General features: G+C 64.2%; 14 protein-coding genes and 1 pseudogene. 7 read left to right on the top strand and 8 right to left on the bottom strand.

Annotated elements, in window-relative coordinates; all coding sequences use genetic code 11:
* Window position 1 precedes the first annotated feature (1 nt).
* Both B4400_RS06230 and B4400_RS06225 read left to right on the top strand, forming a co-directional pair.
* Window positions 2-892 (top strand): metal-dependent hydrolase, encoded by an 891-nt coding sequence (locus B4400_RS06230; RefSeq protein WP_078307152.1) that lies wholly within the window; start codon window positions 2-4, stop codon window positions 890-892.
* Window positions 889-2,217, top strand: coding sequence for a cytochrome P450 (locus B4400_RS06225; RefSeq protein ID WP_286142054.1), 1,329 nt, complete (start codon window positions 889-891; stop codon window positions 2,215-2,217). The genes B4400_RS06230 and B4400_RS06225 overlap by 4 nt, the downstream gene beginning before the upstream one ends.
* Here the strand turns inward: B4400_RS06225 and B4400_RS06220 are convergent.
* Window positions 2,214-3,101, bottom strand: coding sequence for a TerC family protein (locus B4400_RS06220; protein ID WP_078307415.1), 888 nt, complete (start codon window positions 3,099-3,101; stop codon window positions 2,214-2,216). The two genes, B4400_RS06225 and B4400_RS06220, sit on opposite strands and share 4 nt — an antisense overlap.
* Window positions 3,102-3,287: 186 nt before the next feature.
* On the opposite strand from B4400_RS06220, the gene B4400_RS06215 reads away from it, so the two are divergent.
* Window positions 3,288-3,905 carry a TetR/AcrR family transcriptional regulator gene (locus tag B4400_RS06215; RefSeq protein ID WP_030097306.1) on the top strand — a complete coding sequence of 206 codons (618 nt, stop codon included), beginning with the start codon at window positions 3,288-3,290 and terminating at the stop codon, window positions 3,903-3,905.
* A gap of 4 nt (window positions 3,906-3,909) precedes the next feature.
* Here the strand turns inward: B4400_RS06215 and B4400_RS06210 are convergent, their stop codons facing one another.
* The 5 genes and pseudogenes from B4400_RS06210 to B4400_RS06190 all read right to left on the bottom strand — a co-directional run bounded on the left by B4400_RS06210 (window position 3,910) and on the right by B4400_RS06190 (window position 9,947).
* Window positions 3,910-5,700 carry a SulP family inorganic anion transporter gene (locus B4400_RS06210; RefSeq protein ID WP_078307154.1) on the bottom strand — a complete coding sequence of 597 codons (1,791 nt, stop codon included), beginning with the start codon at window positions 5,698-5,700 and terminating at the stop codon, window positions 3,910-3,912.
* Window positions 5,701-6,819: a sulfate ABC transporter substrate-binding protein gene (locus tag B4400_RS06205; protein WP_078307417.1), complete on the bottom strand. Its 1,119-nt coding sequence runs from the start codon at window positions 6,817-6,819 to the stop codon at window positions 5,701-5,703.
* A gap of 98 nt (window positions 6,820-6,917) precedes the next feature.
* Window positions 6,918-7,485 (bottom strand): annotated as a pseudogene (locus tag B4400_RS06200) (TIGR03086 family metal-binding protein).
* 246 nt (window positions 7,486-7,731) lie between these two features.
* Entirely contained in the window at window positions 7,732-8,586 is an 855-nt protein-coding gene (locus tag B4400_RS06195; protein ID WP_078307157.1) for a MaoC/PaaZ C-terminal domain-containing protein, read from the bottom strand.
* 2 nt (window positions 8,587-8,588) lie between these two features.
* Window positions 8,589-9,947 (bottom strand): 3-oxoacyl-ACP reductase, encoded by a 1,359-nt coding sequence (locus B4400_RS06190; RefSeq protein WP_078307160.1) that lies wholly within the window; start codon window positions 9,945-9,947, stop codon window positions 8,589-8,591.
* A 99-nt stretch (window positions 9,948-10,046) separates the two neighbouring features.
* On the opposite strand from B4400_RS06190, the gene B4400_RS06185 reads away from it, so the two are divergent.
* Window positions 10,047-11,378: an acetyl-CoA C-acetyltransferase gene (locus B4400_RS06185; RefSeq protein WP_078307163.1), complete on the top strand. Its 1,332-nt coding sequence runs from the start codon at window positions 10,047-10,049 to the stop codon at window positions 11,376-11,378.
* Window positions 11,379-11,605: 227 nt separating this feature from the next.
* Here the strand turns inward: B4400_RS06185 and B4400_RS06180 are convergent, their stop codons facing one another.
* Window positions 11,606-12,229, bottom strand: coding sequence for a TetR/AcrR family transcriptional regulator (locus tag B4400_RS06180; RefSeq protein ID WP_286151002.1), 624 nt, complete (start codon window positions 12,227-12,229; stop codon window positions 11,606-11,608).
* 78 nt (window positions 12,230-12,307) lie between these two features.
* On the opposite strand from B4400_RS06180, the gene B4400_RS06175 reads away from it, so the two are divergent.
* Complete coding sequence (locus tag B4400_RS06175; protein ID WP_286142053.1) at window positions 12,308-13,333, top strand: oxygenase MpaB family protein; 1,026 nt, start codon at window positions 12,308-12,310, stop codon at window positions 13,331-13,333.
* Between the two features lie 2 nt (window positions 13,334-13,335).
* Entirely contained in the window at window positions 13,336-14,463 is a 1,128-nt protein-coding gene (locus B4400_RS06170; RefSeq protein WP_139361273.1) for an NDMA-dependent alcohol dehydrogenase, read from the top strand.
* Here B4400_RS06170 and B4400_RS06165 read toward each other — a convergent pair whose 3' ends face one another.
* Window positions 14,464-15,957 (bottom strand): molybdopterin-dependent oxidoreductase, encoded by a 1,494-nt coding sequence (locus B4400_RS06165; RefSeq protein ID WP_078307170.1) that lies wholly within the window; start codon window positions 15,955-15,957, stop codon window positions 14,464-14,466. It abuts the gene before it with no gap.
* 66 nt (window positions 15,958-16,023) lie between these two features.
* Here B4400_RS06165 and B4400_RS06160 point away from each other — a divergent pair, with 66 nt between their 5' ends.
* Window positions 16,024-16,464: an ATP-binding protein gene (locus B4400_RS06160; protein WP_078307172.1), complete on the top strand. Its 441-nt coding sequence runs from the start codon at window positions 16,024-16,026 to the stop codon at window positions 16,462-16,464.
* Window positions 16,465-16,474 lie beyond the last annotated feature (10 nt).

The raw sequence follows: 16,474 nt of genomic DNA, 5'->3' as shown, positions 1-16,474 counted from the left end.
CATGGTGGCGACCGCCCAGGGCACGTATCCGAAGACGCGACGAATCCAGTTCGGATTCGAAAAGACGCCCGCGGGGCCGAAGCATTTCGCGCAGGACGACATCGTCTTCAGTCACACCGTGGCCTTTCTTTCCGCGATCTTTCCCCCGGGCGAGGACATCTTCGTCCGATCGGTGCGCCGCTACCGGGACAAGATCACCGATCCCGATCTCAAAAAGAGAGTGGCCGGGTTTATCGGTCAGGAAATGACGCACGGATTGCAGCACCGTGAGCTTAACGAGCAGCTTGCTGAGATGGGTTATCCCACAGCATGGTTCGAGTACTTCCTGCAGAGCACCGAGCGTATGGAGAAGTTTCTCGACAAGCAGTACCCCGACCCGGACCGACTGACCAGGTTGCGGCACCTGCTCCTGGCCTTCACCGTGGGCGCCGAGCACTTCACCGCGGTATTCGCCGAGAATGTCCTGGGGCGTCCTGATATCCAGAGACTGCTCTCGGACCCGGAGATCCGGAACATGCTCAATTGGCATGCGCTCGAAGAGCTGGAGCACAAGTCGGTGGCCTTCGACGTCTACCGTGAGATCGGCGCATCGGAGGAACTGCGCATCCGCATGATGCGGTTTCTCTCGACCATCGCCGTGCCGACGATCACGCTGGCTTCCTGGATTTCGATCGTCACCACCGATCCGGTGGGCCGGCGCCAGCCGTTGCGGCTGCTGCGTGAAACCTTCAGCATGGTGCGTGGCCCGCTGTTCCGCGGCATCTACCGGGATATGAAGCCGTTCATGCGCAAGGGATTTCATCCGGATGACGTCGATACCACGCTGCTGCTGAATGAGTGGCAGGACAGGTTGTTCGGTGCCGAGGGCGAGCTGGTCGGGCACTTGAAATGACCATACTGAGCGGTCTTCGCGCCAGCGGCTCATCGATGAGACACGACGCCCAGCTGGTCCGCACCACGACGAGGCCGGTGGTGCGGTCCTTGATGTCCAACGCGTCGGATGAGTTGCGGGCCAGGGTGCGACGTCGCTCTTTCCCGGGTGTGCCGGAAACCGACTTCGATCCCATGGATCCGTCGACCGCGGCCAGCCCGCACCCCGGATATCGTGCGCTGCTCTCCGGTGAGCGGGTGCACTACAACCGGAAGCGCAACATCTTCATTCTGTGCCGCTATGAAGACGTGCGCGCGGCCGCGCGCAACGACGCGCTGCTCTCGAACCGGGATGGCGTGGTGCGAGCCAGATTTGACGTACCCGTGTTGCTGAACATGGACAGGCCGCGGCACACCGAGCTGCGTCGCAAGGCGCTGCCGGGATTCACCCGCGGCGCGCTGGAGGGCTGGGCGCCGACAGTGGACCGGATGGCCACCGAGCTGGTGACCGAACTCCTCAACCACCCCGGTGCCGATGTCGTCGAACACCTGGCGGTTCCGCTGCCCATGCGGATGATCGCGCACATCCTGGGCATTCCACCCGAAGATGAGGCGTTCTTCCGGCACTGGTCCAACGAAACCGTGCGGGTGGCGAACGTGGAGTTCAGTCCCAGGGGCCTGCGACAGGTTCCGGGGACACTCAACGGGCTTCGGCACCTGCATGACTACTTTCTGACCCAGCTCGGTAAGGGAAATCTGCTGGGAGCAGATACCGTGCTGGGCAAGCTCGTCGCGGATGCCGGCGAGGGCGAGATCAGTCACGACGAGCTGTTCTACTTCGCTCTGCTGCTCTTGCTGGCAGGGAACGAGACCACCACCAATCTGCTGAGCACCATGTTTCTCACCATGTCGGAGAACCCGGATCAGTATGAGCTCATTAGATCTGACCCGAAGCTTCTCGCGGGAGCGGTGGAGGAACAGCTGCGGTACTCCTCACCGATTCAGAACTTCTATCGCACGGCTACACAGGATTACGCGGTCGGTGACGTGGTGATCCCGGCGGGTGCGCGGGTAGCGCTGTTATGGGGCGCGGCCAATCGCGATCCGCGCGAATTCGATGATCCAGACCGGTTCCTCGCAGCCCGTCCGGTCAGCCAGCACGTGGCCTTCGGGTCGGGGATACATCTGTGCCTCGGTGCGGGGCTGGCCCGCATGGAAGGGCAAGCGGTCTTGCGCGAGCTGGTCACCCGCGTGGATCGGATCGAGATCGACGGGACACCCCGCTGGACCACCAACAGCTCGCTGCGCGGCCTGGAGGAGCTTCGGGTTCGGCTCGCGCCGCGCTAGCCAAGGCCGGCGCGGGAATCGCCGCCCTTGCCGTCCACCGGCTTTCGGGACAACCCCACTGAGCCGGCGTCCGGACTCGTTGACGTCGCCGCGGCGATCGCCACGGACTCGTCGACACCCGGATAGGTGGGCCGCAGAGCGACCGGCCGATGAGTCGTATTGTCCTGCCTGGCTTTCCGTGCAGCAGCCAAGAGGTTGAGGGCCTCGACCAGAATGGCGAAGGCCATCGGGCCATAGATCATCGCCTTGTCGATCTTGATGCCGAAGCCGTCGGCGATGAGGAACACTCCGATGAGCAGCAGGAAGGACAGCGCGAGCATCTTGACCGTCGGATGCCGGTTGACAAAGGCGAAGACGAAGCGAGATGCGAAGAGCATGATCGCGAAGGAAAGCACCACCACGGTGACGATGACGAGCATATTGCTCGTCATGCCCACGGCGGTGATTACCGAGTCGAGCGAGAACACCAGATCCAGTAGCAGGATCTGCACCAGCACGGACTTAAATGTTGTGACGCCCGAGGATGATTCGCTTTCCTCTCCGGTGCCTTCCAGTTTGAGGTGTATCTCGTGTACCGCCTTGTAGACCAGGAACAGCCCACCGGCGATCAGAATGAAGTCCTTGATCGAGAAGCCATGGCCCAGAAGTTCGAGAACGTCTTCCTTGAGGGTGATGATCCAGCCGGCCACAAACACCAATCCGACGCGCATGACCATCGCGAGGGTTAGCCCCAGGTTGCGTGCCCTGGCCTGCTGGGCGATGGGGAGCTTGCTGGCGAGGATTGAGATGAAGATGACGTTATCGATGCCCAGGACCACTTCCAGCACGAACAGAGTGAGGAAGACGGCCACCAGGTCGGGGGTCAGCGCAAGGGTGAAGTCCACGCCGCGCATGGTACGGGGCGGGGGTATCCGGAAGGTAGCGTTTGCGCGCTAGGCTGGGGGCGGAGACAAAAACACTCCATTTCAGCGGTCCCAGCACGCCGTAGCGGGACGGTATGCAATAGTCGAACCAACCAGTAGCTTACTCTGGAGTAAGTTCGCGTTGACGTCCCAACCTCGGAGGCAGCCATGGCCGGTGGTACCAAGCGGCTGCCCCGTGCTGTTCGGGAGCAGCAGATGCTGGATGCCGCTGTGCAGGAGTTCGCGCTCAACGGCTTCCGGGACACCTCGATGGATGCCATCGCCGCAGCGGCCAAGATTTCCAAGCCGATGCTCTATCTCTATTACGGCTCCAAGGAAGATCTCTTCGTGGCGTGCCTTCGCCGTGAGCTCGGCCGGTTCGTCGAGGCGGTGCGTGGCGATATCGATCTGACGAAATCGCCACGAGACGTGTTGAGCACCACGGTCGTATCGTTTCTCAACTACGTCGACACGCACCGGGCGTCCTGGATCGTCATCTACGGACAGGCCACCAGTACGCAGCTGTTCGCCAAGCAGGTACGCGAGGGGCGTGACCGGATCATCGAACTGGTGGCGCGTCTGATCAAGGCCGCTTCACCGGAGATCGACCCCGACACCGACTACGACGCCATGGCTGTCGCTCTCGTCGGCGGTGGCGAGGCCGTAGCGTCCCGGGTGGCGACCGGCGATATCAAGGTCGAGAGCGCGAAAGACACGCTGCTCAACCTCGGTTGGCGTGGTCTGCGGGGCCGTCCGCGCGATGAGCCTGTGGCCAAACGCGCCTAGGCCCTCACACCAGGTAGTAGAGCTTGTCCTGGTGAGGTGCCGGGTCGGACGGTGTTTCATCCAATCGGTTCTGCGCGTACCGAACAGCCCGTAGTGTCGCCGAGAATTCTCGGTCCTCCTCGGGGAACACCTGCTCGGCCGGGAGCCATTGGGTGAATCCGATGTTCTGCAGCAGCGCAAGCGAATCCGGGCGCACCCCGGCGAGCAGGACGGTCACGCCGAGTTCTTGCTGCTCCTTGATGAAGTGTTCGAGACGTTCGATGCAGACCACGTCGGGGTGGCGCACCCGCTTGAGCCTCAGGATGACGACCTTCAGATTCTCCTCGCGGATCCGCGCGTGCAGCGCGTCGAGATAGCGGTCGAGTTCGGGTGCCGCACCGAAGAACAGCTCCCCTTCGAGGTCGTAGATGACCGGCGAAGACCTGCGGACCGAACTGCCGGTGTCGTCGGGGTTGTCCTGGGGGGTCCGCTCGCGGATGACACCCTCATCGGTGACGATGAGCTCGGCGGCTTTGAGCTTGGCCGCGCGCGGAACGAACAGCAGAATCGAGAGCACCACGCCGACGAGCACCGCGGTATCCAGGTTCACGGCGACACCGACCACCGCCGTGATGATGACCAGCCCGGCGTCATACCTCGAGGCTTTCACCGCGTACGCGAGCCGCCGGAAGTCCACCAGCCGCACCGCCGTTACCAGCAGCAGACCTGCCAGCGCCGCCTGCGGGATGTATCGGAGCAGCGGGGCGAAGAGCAATAGCGCGATGGTTACGGTTGCGGCGCTGACGATTCCGGAGAACCTCGTCGCCGCGCCGGACTGGTAGTTGATCGCCGATCGGGATAACGAGCCCGAGCCGGGCAGGCTCTGGAAGAAGCCGCCGGCCAGGTTGGCCAGGCCCTCGGCGAGGATCTGACGGTTGTAATCGATCTGCTGCCCGGTGTGGTGCGCGATGGCCTTGGCGATCGACAACGCCTCGATCAGGCCGATGAATGCTATGGCCAACGCGCCGTGCGACAGCTCGCCCAGTGTGCTCACCTGGACCTCGGGAATGTGAAACTCCGGAAGGCTGGCCGGGATCTTGCCCGAGATCTTCACGTCGGTATGCCCGGTGCCATCCGGTACCGACCAGCCGTACGCGTAGGCGATCACGGCCGTGACGATGAGCACCAACAGCATGTCGATCTGTGGCAGGCCATAGCGCTGGACCAACCGGCGCAGGAGAACTGCCAACACCACCGCCGAGCCGCTCAAGATCACTGCGCGGTAGTTCACGGCATCGCCGTGAAACAGGGTGAGCCAGGCGCGTTGTAGCACCTGCATATGCCCATCTCCCTTGTCGCGCACGCCGATAACGTTGGCCAGTTGGCCGATGGCCAGCAGCAGGGCGGCGCTTGCCATGAATCCGATGACGACGGATTCGGAGATGTACCGGGTGAGGTCGCCGAGTTTGAAGACCGCGATGAGGATCTGGATCGCGCCGACCAGTACGCCCAGCAGGAACAGTGCCTCGAACAGTCCGGTCCGGTTTTCCGGATCCAGGAACGCCAGCGAGCTGAACACCAGCAGTGAGATGGCGCTGGTGGGTCCGTTGATGAGATGCGACGAGGACCCGAAGATCGACGCGATGGCCGCGACCACGATCGCTGAGTAGACACCGTATTTCGGATCGACCCCGGCGATGAGCGCATAGGCCATGGCCTGGGGAAGTGATATCGCCGCCACCGTCAGACCGGCGATGATGTCGCGACGGGCCTTGATGGCGTCGTAGTTGTCGAATACTCGCAGTGCCGACGGCATCTAGCGTCCTTGTCTGTCGGAGGCGAAGGTGGTGGTGCCCCGGTTGGTGGTGCGCGGAATGGTCTCGTAGATTCCGTTGTCCGAGAAGAACTTCTGCCGTGCGTCATCCCAACTGGATGCGATCGCCGTGATGGGAAACAGATTGATCGCGGGCAGTGTATTGCTGTGCCGGGCAAGGATTTCGGGCTTGAAGGGGCGGTAACCGCGCTGTGCGGCGACTTCCTGCGCCTCGTCGGTGAAGAGGTATTCCAGATACGCCTTGGCAATCGCGGTGCGCTTGGGATCGTTCAGGTTGGCGTCCACCCAGGCGACCGCGGGCTCGGCGCGGATGCTCACCGGTGGATAGACGATCTCGAGCTCACCCTTGTTGGCCTCGACCTCGTTGATCGCCTCGTTCTCCCACGTCAGATGCACGTCGCCGAGTCGTTGAACCGAGAACGTGTTGGTGGCGCCGCGTGCTCCGCTGTCGAGTGCGGCGACGTTCCGGAACAGCGCCGCGAGATAGGCACGCGCCTCCGCCTCGGTCCCGCCGCGCGTCACCACCGAGCCCCATGCCGCGAGCACGGAGAGCTGCCCGTTCCCGGAGGTGCGGGGGTTCGGTGTGATGACGGCGACGTTCTCCTGCGCGAGGTCGGGCCAGTCGTGGATGCCGCGCGGGTTGCCCTTGCGGACGACGAACACGATCGTCGAGGTGTACGGGATGGAGTTGTTGGGCAGCCGCTGACGCCAGTTGGGGGCGATCAGCCCGCGCAGGCTCAGCGTGTCCACGTCACTGACGGATGCCAGCGACACGACGTCGGCGCGCTGGCTGCCGTCCAGCACGCTGCGGGCCTGCCGTCCCGAACCGCCGTTGGTGCGCTTGATCTCAATTGTCTTGCCGGTCTTGTCCTTGTACTGCTTGGTGAAGGTGCCGTCGAGGACGTTGTAGAGCTCACGCGTCGGGTCGTAGGAGACGTTGAGCAGCTGATCGGTGCTGTGGTCTGGGAGATTTTTGACCACCACCAGGGTCGCCGCCACGAGGACGGCGACCACGCCGAGGATGTTCAACAAGGGGAGCTGTCGCAGCACCGCCCGCCAATCGACCGGTGGTGCTTCTTGGTGGGCCTCGTCCGCTGACACGACGTACTCCTCGAATTTGCTGCAGGCAAGTGACGTGCGATCGTAACGATCGATCCGCCGAAGTACAGCCGTCGAGATCAGCGTGAGTATTACTCCGGCTAGCTTGCCGGTGACCATCCGGGATTACGTCCGGTGAAGGCGATGAGCTTCACCAGGTTTGGGGCGTCGTCGGAGACGGACACCTCGTCGGCGAAGAAAGTCGCCGTCGCGCCGCTCTGGCTGGATGATCATGCGTGCCGATTCCAGCACGCTCCCGGTGAGCTCTTCCATCGGGTCGAACTCCTGACCGGTGGTGACGGCGTAATCCCAGGCATGGACCAGGAACTCCGAGCTCAGAATGCGCACGGCGATCTCGGCGGGAAATTCGCCGATCGGCATGGTCACCGTCCCGCCGGTTCCGCGCTGTTGCCAGGCATCGACGGCTGCCTGCGACGGCGGCAGGATGCGGTCGGCCACCGAACCCTCGGTGGCGATGTCGATGTCGACACCCGCCGCGTTGCCGAGCAGCTTGATGGAGTTCTGGAGATGTTCGGTGAGTTGGGCGACGGTGAACTTGGCGTTGGGTGTCTGCTTGTCGTTGTCCGCCGCGGTGAGGCGCACAACGACCTCGTGCAGGGCGGCGCGTGCGCTGGCGACGGTCTCCAGTGGGCTGAGTATTGCGGTCATGACGGGCTCCTATATCCAGAGGGGATCTCTACCTCTCTGACGAAGAGACCTCGCGGCATCCGACAACTCATCGAATGCCTATTGCTCCGGCAGCTGGCCTGCGCCTTCGCCCGTGACATCGGCCAGCGCCACCCGACTGCCTGTCCATGGGGTCACCTTAGGAGGACCAGAAACAACGCGAGTGTGCATCCAGGTAGCGGATTCACGAGAAATCTCTACCTGGACGCACACTCGGCGAAAACAGAATCAGAGCGGGGTGATGGTCCCGTTCAGGTGCGGGTCACCCTTCTTCGGATTGCGGACGGCGATATCCCAGCCGTTGCCATCCTTCTCGATCCACACGCCCACCGAGGCGGGCAGCAGGATCGGCTTGCCGAACTTGACGTCGTAGCGCACGGCATCGGGGATCTCGCCCTGAATGTTCCCCAGAACCGCTGCAGCGGTGAACATTCCGTGGGCGATAGCCTTCGGGAAGCCCAGCGCCTTGGCGCCGATCGACGAGGTGTGGATCGGGTTGTGGTCCCCGCCCACCGACGCGTACCGACGGATCTGTCCGCCGCTGATGCGCAGCGTGGAGTTCGGCGGCGGCAGCTTGACGGCCTTCGGCGGTTCCGGCTTGACCCCGTCGGACAGGCTGGTGCGCTGCTGACGCAGGAACGTCATGGTCTGCTGCCACACGGTGTCGGTGCCGATGGTGATGTCGGTCAGGACATCCACCAGCAGTCCCTTGCGGTGCTCGCGAAGGTTCTCCGTGCGCACCTCGATGTCGACGGTGTCGGTCGCGGTGATGGCGCGGTGCTGGGTGATGTGGTTCTCCAGGTGCACGGTGCCGATGGCGGGGAAGGGGAAATCGAATCCCGTCACCAACTCCATCACCGAGGGGAACTGCAGCGCGAACGGGTATGTCACCGGCACCTTGTCGGTGAAGCTCAAGCCGGTCACCTTGGCGTAGGCGGCGACGTGCGCCGGGTCGATCCGCACACCGTTGGTCCGGACAACCCTGCTGGGCAGGGTGGACGGGCGTGGGATGAACGGCAGCGCACCGACCGCGGCCATGGCCATATTGCGAAGGCTCGAGGGCTGTGTCGTGGCAGCACCCATGATCAGGCCCCCAGCCAGGACTGGCCGCAGACCCGAACCACGTTGCCGGTTACCGCATTCGAAGCCGGGCTGGCGAAGTAGGCGATGGTCTCGGCGACATCCACGGGCTCGCCACCCTGGTTCAGCGAGTTGATGCGGCGGCCCACCTCACGGTTGGCCAGCGGGATGGCCGCGGTCATCTTGGTCTCGATGAAGCCCGGCGCAACGGCATTGATCGTGATGCCCTTCTCGGCCAGCGACGGAGCCAGCGCCTGGGTGATACCGATCATGCCGGCCTTGGTGGCACCGTAGTTGGTCTGGCCGCGGTTACCGGCGATGCCGGCGATGGAGGCCAGGCCGACGATGCGTCCGCCGTCACCGATGGTCCCGTTCTCGATCAGCCCCTCGGTGAGGCGCTGCGGTGCCAGCAGGTTCACGGCGATGACGGAGTCCCAACGGCCGTCGTCCATGTTGGCCAGCAGCTTGTCGCGGGTGATACCGGCGTTGTTGACCAGGATGTCGGCCTTGCCGCCGTGGTGCTCCGTGAGGTGCGCGGTGATCTGGTCGATGGCATCGGCGGCGGTGACATCCAGGGCCAAGGACGTTCCGCCGACCTTCTGTGCGACAGCGGTCAGGTCATCGGACGGCATGTCGATGGCGACAACGGCCGCGCCGTCACGGGCGAACACCTCGGCGATGGTCTCGCCGATACCGCGGGCGGCACCGGTGACGATGGCGACCTTGCCGGCCAGCGGCTTGTCCCAATCGGCGGGCGGGGCGGAGTCGTCGGCGCCCACGTAGAACACCTGGCCATCCACATAGGTCGACTTGGCCGACAGGATGAAGCGGACGGTCGACTCCAGGCCGGTGGCGCCGGTCTTGGCATCGGGGTGCAGGTAGACCAGCTGCACGGTGGCGCCGTTGCCGAATTCCTTGGCCAGCGAGCGGGTGAAGCCCTCCAGGGCGCGCTGGGCGATGCGCTCATCGGTGGTGGCTGCCTTGTCCGGGGTGGTGCCGATGACCAGCAGACGGCCCGACTTGCCGACATTGCGCAGGAGCGGCGTGAAGAACTCATGCAGTTGCTTCAGCTCGACCGGTGTGGTGATTCCCGTGGCGTCGAAGACCAGGGCGCCGAACTTGTCGGCCCAGCGACCACCGAGGTTGTTGGAGACCAGGTCATAGTCGTCGGCCAGGGCGGCACGCAGCGGCTCGGCGAGGCGGCCTTCGCCGCCGATCAGCACGGGCCCGGCCAGCGCGGGCTGGCCCTTCTTGTAGCGGCGCAGCTTCTCGGGCTGCGGGATACCCAGTCGGCCGGCGAGCAGGTTGCCGGGCCCGGAGTTGACCAGCAGCGCATAGAGGTCGTCAGTGAGCTTGGGGGACATGTGCCGTCCTTCGTAATTGGTCTAGGGTGAACTCGACAAAGAACTTACTCCAGAGTAAGAATGCTCGGTAATCCTGCCCCCTTAACAGTGGAGAGACAAGTGGCAACCAGCTCGACACGCAAGTCAACCGCCTCGCAAGGCCGCCGCCGCGTCGCGGTCCTCGGCGGTAACCGCATCCCCTTCGCACGTTCGGACGGCGCCTATGCAAACGCCTCCAACCAGGACATGTTGACCGCCGCCATTACCGGCGCCTCCGATCGCTTCAACCTCAAGGGTGAGCGTCTGGGTGCTGTGATCGCCGGCGCGGTCCTGAAGCTCAGCCGTGATTTCAATCTCACCCGCGAGTCCGTGTTGGGCAGCCCGTTGTCGCCGTACTCCCAGGCTTTCGATCTGCAGCAGGCTTGTGGCACGGGTCTGCAGGCCGCGATCGTCGGTGCCGACGGCATCGCGCTCGGCCGCTACGAGTCGGTACTGGCCGGTGGCGTAGACACCACCTCCGATGCGCCGATCAACTTCGGCGATGATCTTCGCCACACCCTGCTGGCGATCCGCCGGGCCAAGGACAACGTCACGCGGCTCAAGCTGCTCGGCAAGCTGCCGGCCGCCCTCGGTGTCGACATCCCCCAGAACGGTGAGCCGCGCACGGGCTTGTCCATGGGTGAGCACGCCGCCATCACCGCCAAGCAGGCAGGTGTCAAGCGCACCGATCAGGATGCCCTGGCCGCGGCCAGCCACCAGAAGATGGCCGCCGCATACGACCGTGGCTTCTTTGACGACCTGATCAGCCCGTTCCTCGGGCTGTATCGCGACGACAACCTGCGCCCGAACTCGAGCGTGGAGAAGTTGGCGACGTTGAAGCCCGTGTTCGGCGTGAAGCACGGTGACGCCACCATGACTGCCGGTAACTCCACTCCGTTGACCGACGGTGCCTCCGTGGCGCTGCTGTCCAGCGAGGAGTGGGCCGCCGAGCGCGGTATCCCCGTGCTGGCCTACTTCGTCGACGGCGAGACCGCCGCGGTGGATTACATCAACGGCCCCGACGGTCTGCTGATGGCTCCAACCTACGCAGTGCCGCGCCTGCTGGCCCGCAACGGTCTGACCCTGCAGGACTTCGACTTCTACGAAATCCACGAGGCCTTCGCCTCGGTGGTGCTCGCGACGCTGCAGGCGTGGGAGTCGGCGGACTACTGCAAGGAGCGCCTCGGCCTGGATAAGCCGCTGGGCGCCATCGATCGAAGCAAGCTCAACGTCAACGGCTCCTCGCTGGCGGCCGGGCACCCGTTCGCGGCCACCGGTGGCCGCATCGTGGCTCAGCTGGCCAAGCAGCTCGCCGAGAAGAAGAAGGAAAACGGCGGGACCGGTACGTACCGCGGACTCATCTCGGTCTGCGCGGCGGGTGGCCAGGGCGTGACGGCCATCCTGGAAGCCTGAGTGGCTTAAGCACTCATCAAAACCCCCGGCATGGGCGCAAGCCCATGACCGGGGGTTTTGACATTCTCGGGGCATCGTCAAAAAAAGTTTCAAGTTTTTTCCGGGAGGCTGTAACGCTCTCCGAGTAGGTGTCGATACATGGGTAGCCTCGCGCCACCGTCCGACCCCCCGACCCGACGGCGGTGCGAGGCCACCTACTTTTCTGGGTCCCGCCATATCGGGATCGGCTACGAAGTCAGCAGACCGTACGCCATGCGTTTCAGCCCCATCCGCAGTTGTTGGAGGTCGATCGGGCTCCGGTCGGTTTGGAAGAACATCAGCGTGGTGGTGATCGCCGAATTGATGAAGAGCCACGCGATGGTCTCTGGTTCGAGATCGGCGTGGTACTGATCGCGGTACTGCTGAACGTGCAGCGTCATCATCGTCTGCATCAGGACCGGCATGTTCGTGCTGGCCTCGACCTCGCGGGCGAACTCGGGATTCTCGTTGAGATAGCGCAGGGTAGGGGCGTTGTCGGTGGTGAACGCGATCAACATGTCGATCGCGGAGTCCATCATCTGATGTGGCGGCGCTAGCGCGTTGGCCGCCAGCGCTGAGCGAACCCCCGGAAGCTGTCGCTCGGCGGCATCCCGGATTGCCGCCATGATGATGTCGTCCTTGGTATGGAAGTACTGATAGATCGACCCCTTGCTGATTCCGGTGATGGCAGCGATGCGGTTGGTGGTGATCGCCTCGGGGCCCTCGGTGAGCAGCAGCTTGCCTGTCGCCGTCACGATTTTTGCGACCAGTTCCCGGGATCGGTGTTGCTGTGGCGCTTTGCGCAGCCGTGAACTGCGATTATCCGATGCCATGGCGTCCCCCAGATGAGACTTATATGCGACCTGGTGTTCACGTTAGCTTTTCGGGTAACGACACAAGGAGGTTTCGGTGTGACTGCACTGGTGGAGTCCGCGGCAACGCAGGATTCGGTATCGAGTGATTGGGCGCAGCCGGTGCCAGAGCTGTTTGACCCGCTCGGGCTGACAGCCACGCTGGGGGGTCAATGGCTGTACCTGCCCGCGGTGGGCGCGGCATTCATCATGCAGGGCATGCATCCGGTGATCGGGGATGTCACCGACCGCTACTCGGTGGCAGACCGGGATCCGGCGGGCCGCGCTATCCGCTCCTTCGATGCGGTGCAGCAGTGGATATTCGGGGGCAAGGCCGCGATCGAACAGGGTTATTGGCTACGCACGATGCATCGGCCGTTGCAGATGCAGGGCGAGACCGGCAGTCGGCAGGGCAAGCACATCAGCGCACTCGACCCGGAGGCGTATGCCTGGGTGATCGCGACGGCGTATGTGGCAGGCCGTCGCGTGACTCCGCGATTCCTGGGACGGGACTTGACCGACGAAGAAGACGAGCGGCTCTTTCAGGACAATCGCCTGTTGGCCCGCATCACGCAGGTTCCCGAGCGTGGATATCCCACGTCGCGCGCGGAGTTCTGGGAGTACTACGACCGCCTGGTCGGGCAGGTGCTCATCAACCATCCTGCGGTTGCGGAGAATTTGGGCAAGCTGGTCGATCCTTTGGGCGGTATCGAGGATTCGCCGCTGGCCCAGCGGATTCCGCGCTGGGTTCCCTCGGGTCTTGTGATCGCGGCATTGAAGCCTGTGCTGGCGCCGATTTCCCGTGTCTTCTTCGTCTTGACCTTCGGCGCCATGGATCAGCGGGTGCGCGACATTCTCGGAGTCGCATGGTCCGAGCGCGACGAGCGTCTTCTGCGCAGATTCTTCGCGGCGTACCGCGCTGCCTATCGGGTGCTACCGGAGCGCGTCACCTATTCGCCCCTTGCGTACCACGCCCGCGAGCACCAGCGGGTGATCAACAGGATGCGTGGCCGTGAGCTGACCAACTTCGCGGCGCATGACAAGGGCGAACCGTCCGCCGTACGTCGCAGCCGCAGGGGCAATTGACGGTGGCCTATCGACGTTCGCACGCCTCGGTGATCCGTAGCGTGCCAGGGGAATTCGAGCCCTGTGTGGTCGAGGTGGAAGACCCGCGACCCGGCGAGATCATGGTCCGGATGGCGGCCGTTGGTCTCTGTCATTCCGATGATCACATCGCCACCGGAGATTTCCCGGTGGACATGCTGCCCATGTGCGGAGGCCACGAGGGCGCCGGGGTGGTGGAAAAAGTCGGCGATGGCACAACACAATTCGCCGTCGGAGACCACGTGGTGCTGACGTTCCTGCCGGCCTGCGGACGCTGCCTGTGGTGTTCACGCGGAATGCAGCAGCTCTGCGATGCCGGCGCCTATGCGCTCACCGGATCCAGATTCGACGACCCCACCAGCTATCGATTGCGCCTCGACGGGCAGCCCTGTGGGCAGCAGCTGGGGCTCTCGGCATTCAGCGAGTACACCACCGTCTCGGTGCAATCCGCGTACAAGGTGCCCAAGGAGCTGCCCTTGAATCGGTTGTGCCTGTTGGGGTGTGCGATGGGCACCGGATGGGGTACCGCCATCAACGCCGCCGCGGTCAAGCCCGGGCAGACGGTGATCGTCATGGGTCTGGGAGGAGTCGGTGCCGCCGCGGTTCAAGGGGCCGCACATTCCGGCGCGGCGAATGTCCTGCTGGTCGACCCGGTGGCATACAAACGCGAGGCCGCAAAGACATTCGGGGCCACCGAAGTGTTCGCGACGATGGATGAGGCCGCCGAACGGGCTCGCTCCTACACCAACGGTCAGGGCGCGGACGCCACCATGATCACGGTGGGACGAATGGAGCCGGGCGATCTCACGGACGCCGTGGCCTCCATCCGCAAGGGCGGCACGGTAGCCATGACCAGCATGGGCGCGTTTCGTCCCGAGGAAGTGTCGCTGGACCTGAGCATGGTGACACTGATGCAGAAGACCATCAAGGGCGTCATCTACGGGAACTGGAGCCCGTTTGAGGCGGTACCCACCATGCTGGCGCTGTATGCCAGCGGTGAGCTCAAGACCGACGAGATGGTGACGCGCACCTATGCGCTGGACGACATCGCCCAAGGCTATCGAGACATGAAGCAGGGCAAAAATATTCGCAGCGTTGTGGAGTTCGGTTAGTCAGGTTCCGACCGTCACGAGTCGTTTGGGGTATCCCGTCGCCCCATCGGGCACCGGGGACGCGATCTGATCGGTTTGTACCGCTCCGGTGCCGTCGGTGGCTCGTGCCGTGATGATGTGTTCACCCGGTGTTGCCTGCCAGCCGAACCACCATTGCCGCCAGGTGTCGATCGAGTACTCGGGTGCGAGTGTTGCGGGCTGCCAAGGGCCGTCGTCGATCTGTACTTCCACCTTGGTGATGCCGCGGTGCTGGGCCCATGCTGTCCCGGCCACGATCTGAGTGCCTGTGCCAAGGCGACCGCCCGTTCGGGGGGTGTCGATGCGGCAGCCCGTCTTGATGGGGCCGCGCGCCGACCAGCCGCGGACGGTCCAGTAGGCGCGGGCGGCATCGAATCGAGTGATCTCCCAGTCGACAACCCACTTGGTCGCGGAGACATAGCCGTACAACCCGGGCACCACCTGCCGGACGGGATAGCCGTGCTCGACGGGAAGTGGTGTCCCGTTCATCGCGATGGCGAGAATCGAGTCGCGGCCGTCGGTGAGCGCGTCCAGCGGTGTGCCGGCCGTCCAGCCGTCGGCGCTCTTTGACAACAGCATGTCCGCATCGCCATGGACTCCAACGGATTCCAGTATTGGTTTGATCGGAAAGCCAGTCCACATCGCGTTGCCGACCAAGTCCCCGCCGATCTCGTTGGAGACACAGGTCAGGGTCACCGCACGTTCGGTGGCGGCCATCGCGGTGAGCTCCGCCCACGTCACGGTGCGTGGTCGGTCGACCATTCCGTGAATATTGAGCTGCCATTCCGCAGTGGTCAGCTGGGGCACCCGCAGTGCCGTGTCGATGCGGTAGAAATCCGCATTACTCGTGATGTAGGGAACCGCTCCCTTGACGTCGATCCCGGCGGGTATCGGCGGTGCGGGTGCGACGGGTGCGGGCAGGGTGGCTTCTCGGCGTTCTTCGGCGACGACGGCGCCCTTGCTCCAGCGGCTGCCCAGCCAGTACGCACCCGCCGATCCCGCCGCGAAAGCCGCTGCTGCTCCAAAGAATTTGCGCCGGTCAGGGGAATCCTCGCTGCCAACGCGGCCAATCAGCGCATGCAGCACCAGGACTCCGACGAAGGCCGCCAGCACCGAGGGCCAGATCCAGGTGAATTCCGCCGTGGGCCGGGTTGCGGCGGCGAGCGCACCGATGACGCCGAGCGCCGCGATGAGCACCGAGCCGTATCTCCGCTCGCGTTCGACGAGGCCGGCCGTCGCGGCCAGCACGGCGATGACTGCGGATAGACACGCGAACAACACCGCTTTGTCGGAAGTGCCGAAGATCCCGATGACCCATTCACGCACGGCTGCCGGGGTGTGATCGACGACTGTGTTCCCGACCGCGAAGAACGGCGCGGAATCCGGGGCGATAGCGGCGGCGGTCAGTTGTCCGGCCGCCAGCGCGGCCGCCGCGGCGATAAGACCCGCGATGATCCGTCGTGCTGCCTGCTCCATCGTCACCTCCGTTGGGCTCCACTCTTCTCCTGCTTTCAACGACGCGCCACCGCATATGGTTCAGATGTGGCACGGGTGTTGGTGACGGGCATGTCGGGAACAGGGAAGACCACGCTGCTCGAGGAGCTGGCGCGCCGCGGATTTTCCACGGTCGACACCGATGACGACGGCTGGACGCTCGCGGACGGCAGCTGGGACGCCGCCCGCATGACAGCACTGCTGGAGCGGTGCCCGGACGTCATCGTGTCCGGAACGGTGGACAACCAGGTGGACTTCTATGACAAGTTTGGCCACGTGGTGCTGCTCAGCGTGCCGCTGGAGGTGGCAATCGTCCGCGTGAGCACGCGTACCAACAACCCGTACGGTCAGACCGAAACCGAGCGGGCCCAGATCGCGCGGTACACCGAAGAAGTGGAGCCGCTGCTGCGCCAGAGCGCCACGGTGGAGTTGGATGGCCGGCTTCCGGTGGCCGAGCTGGCCGAACGCGTCGGGGCTCTGGCACGGTAGCGATATCTCG

This window comes from Mycobacterium sp. D16Q13, from assembly GCF_002013375.1.
In the GTDB taxonomy this organism is placed as follows: domain Bacteria; phylum Actinomycetota; class Actinomycetes; order Mycobacteriales; family Mycobacteriaceae; genus Mycobacterium.
The sequence above is the reverse complement of the archived record's forward strand: the minus strand, read 5'-3'. Positions and strand labels throughout refer to the sequence as shown.

Excerpts from the sequence above, each read along its gene's own strand:
- B4400_RS06230 (WP_078307152.1), top strand. The coding sequence starts at position 2 with ATGGTGGCGACCGCCCAGGGCACGTATCCGAAGACGCGACGAATCCAG.
- B4400_RS06225 (WP_286142054.1), top strand. The coding sequence starts at position 889 with ATGACCATACTGAGCGGTCTTCGCGCCAGCGGCTCATCGATGAGACAC.
- B4400_RS06215 (WP_030097306.1), top strand. The coding sequence starts at position 3,288 with ATGGCCGGTGGTACCAAGCGGCTGCCCCGTGCTGTTCGGGAGCAGCAG.
- B4400_RS06210 (WP_078307154.1), bottom strand. The coding sequence starts at position 5,700 with ATGCCGTCGGCACTGCGAGTATTCGACAACTACGACGCCATCAAGGCC.
- B4400_RS06195 (WP_078307157.1), bottom strand. The coding sequence starts at position 8,586 with ATGGGTGCTGCCACGACACAGCCCTCGAGCCTTCGCAATATGGCCATG.
- B4400_RS06190 (WP_078307160.1), bottom strand. The coding sequence starts at position 9,947 with ATGTCCCCCAAGCTCACTGACGACCTCTATGCGCTGCTGGTCAACTCC.
- B4400_RS06180 (WP_286151002.1), bottom strand. The coding sequence starts at position 12,229 with ATGGCATCGGATAATCGCAGTTCACGGCTGCGCAAAGCGCCACAGCAA.
- B4400_RS06165 (WP_078307170.1), bottom strand. The coding sequence starts at position 15,957 with ATGGAGCAGGCAGCACGACGGATCATCGCGGGTCTTATCGCCGCGGCG.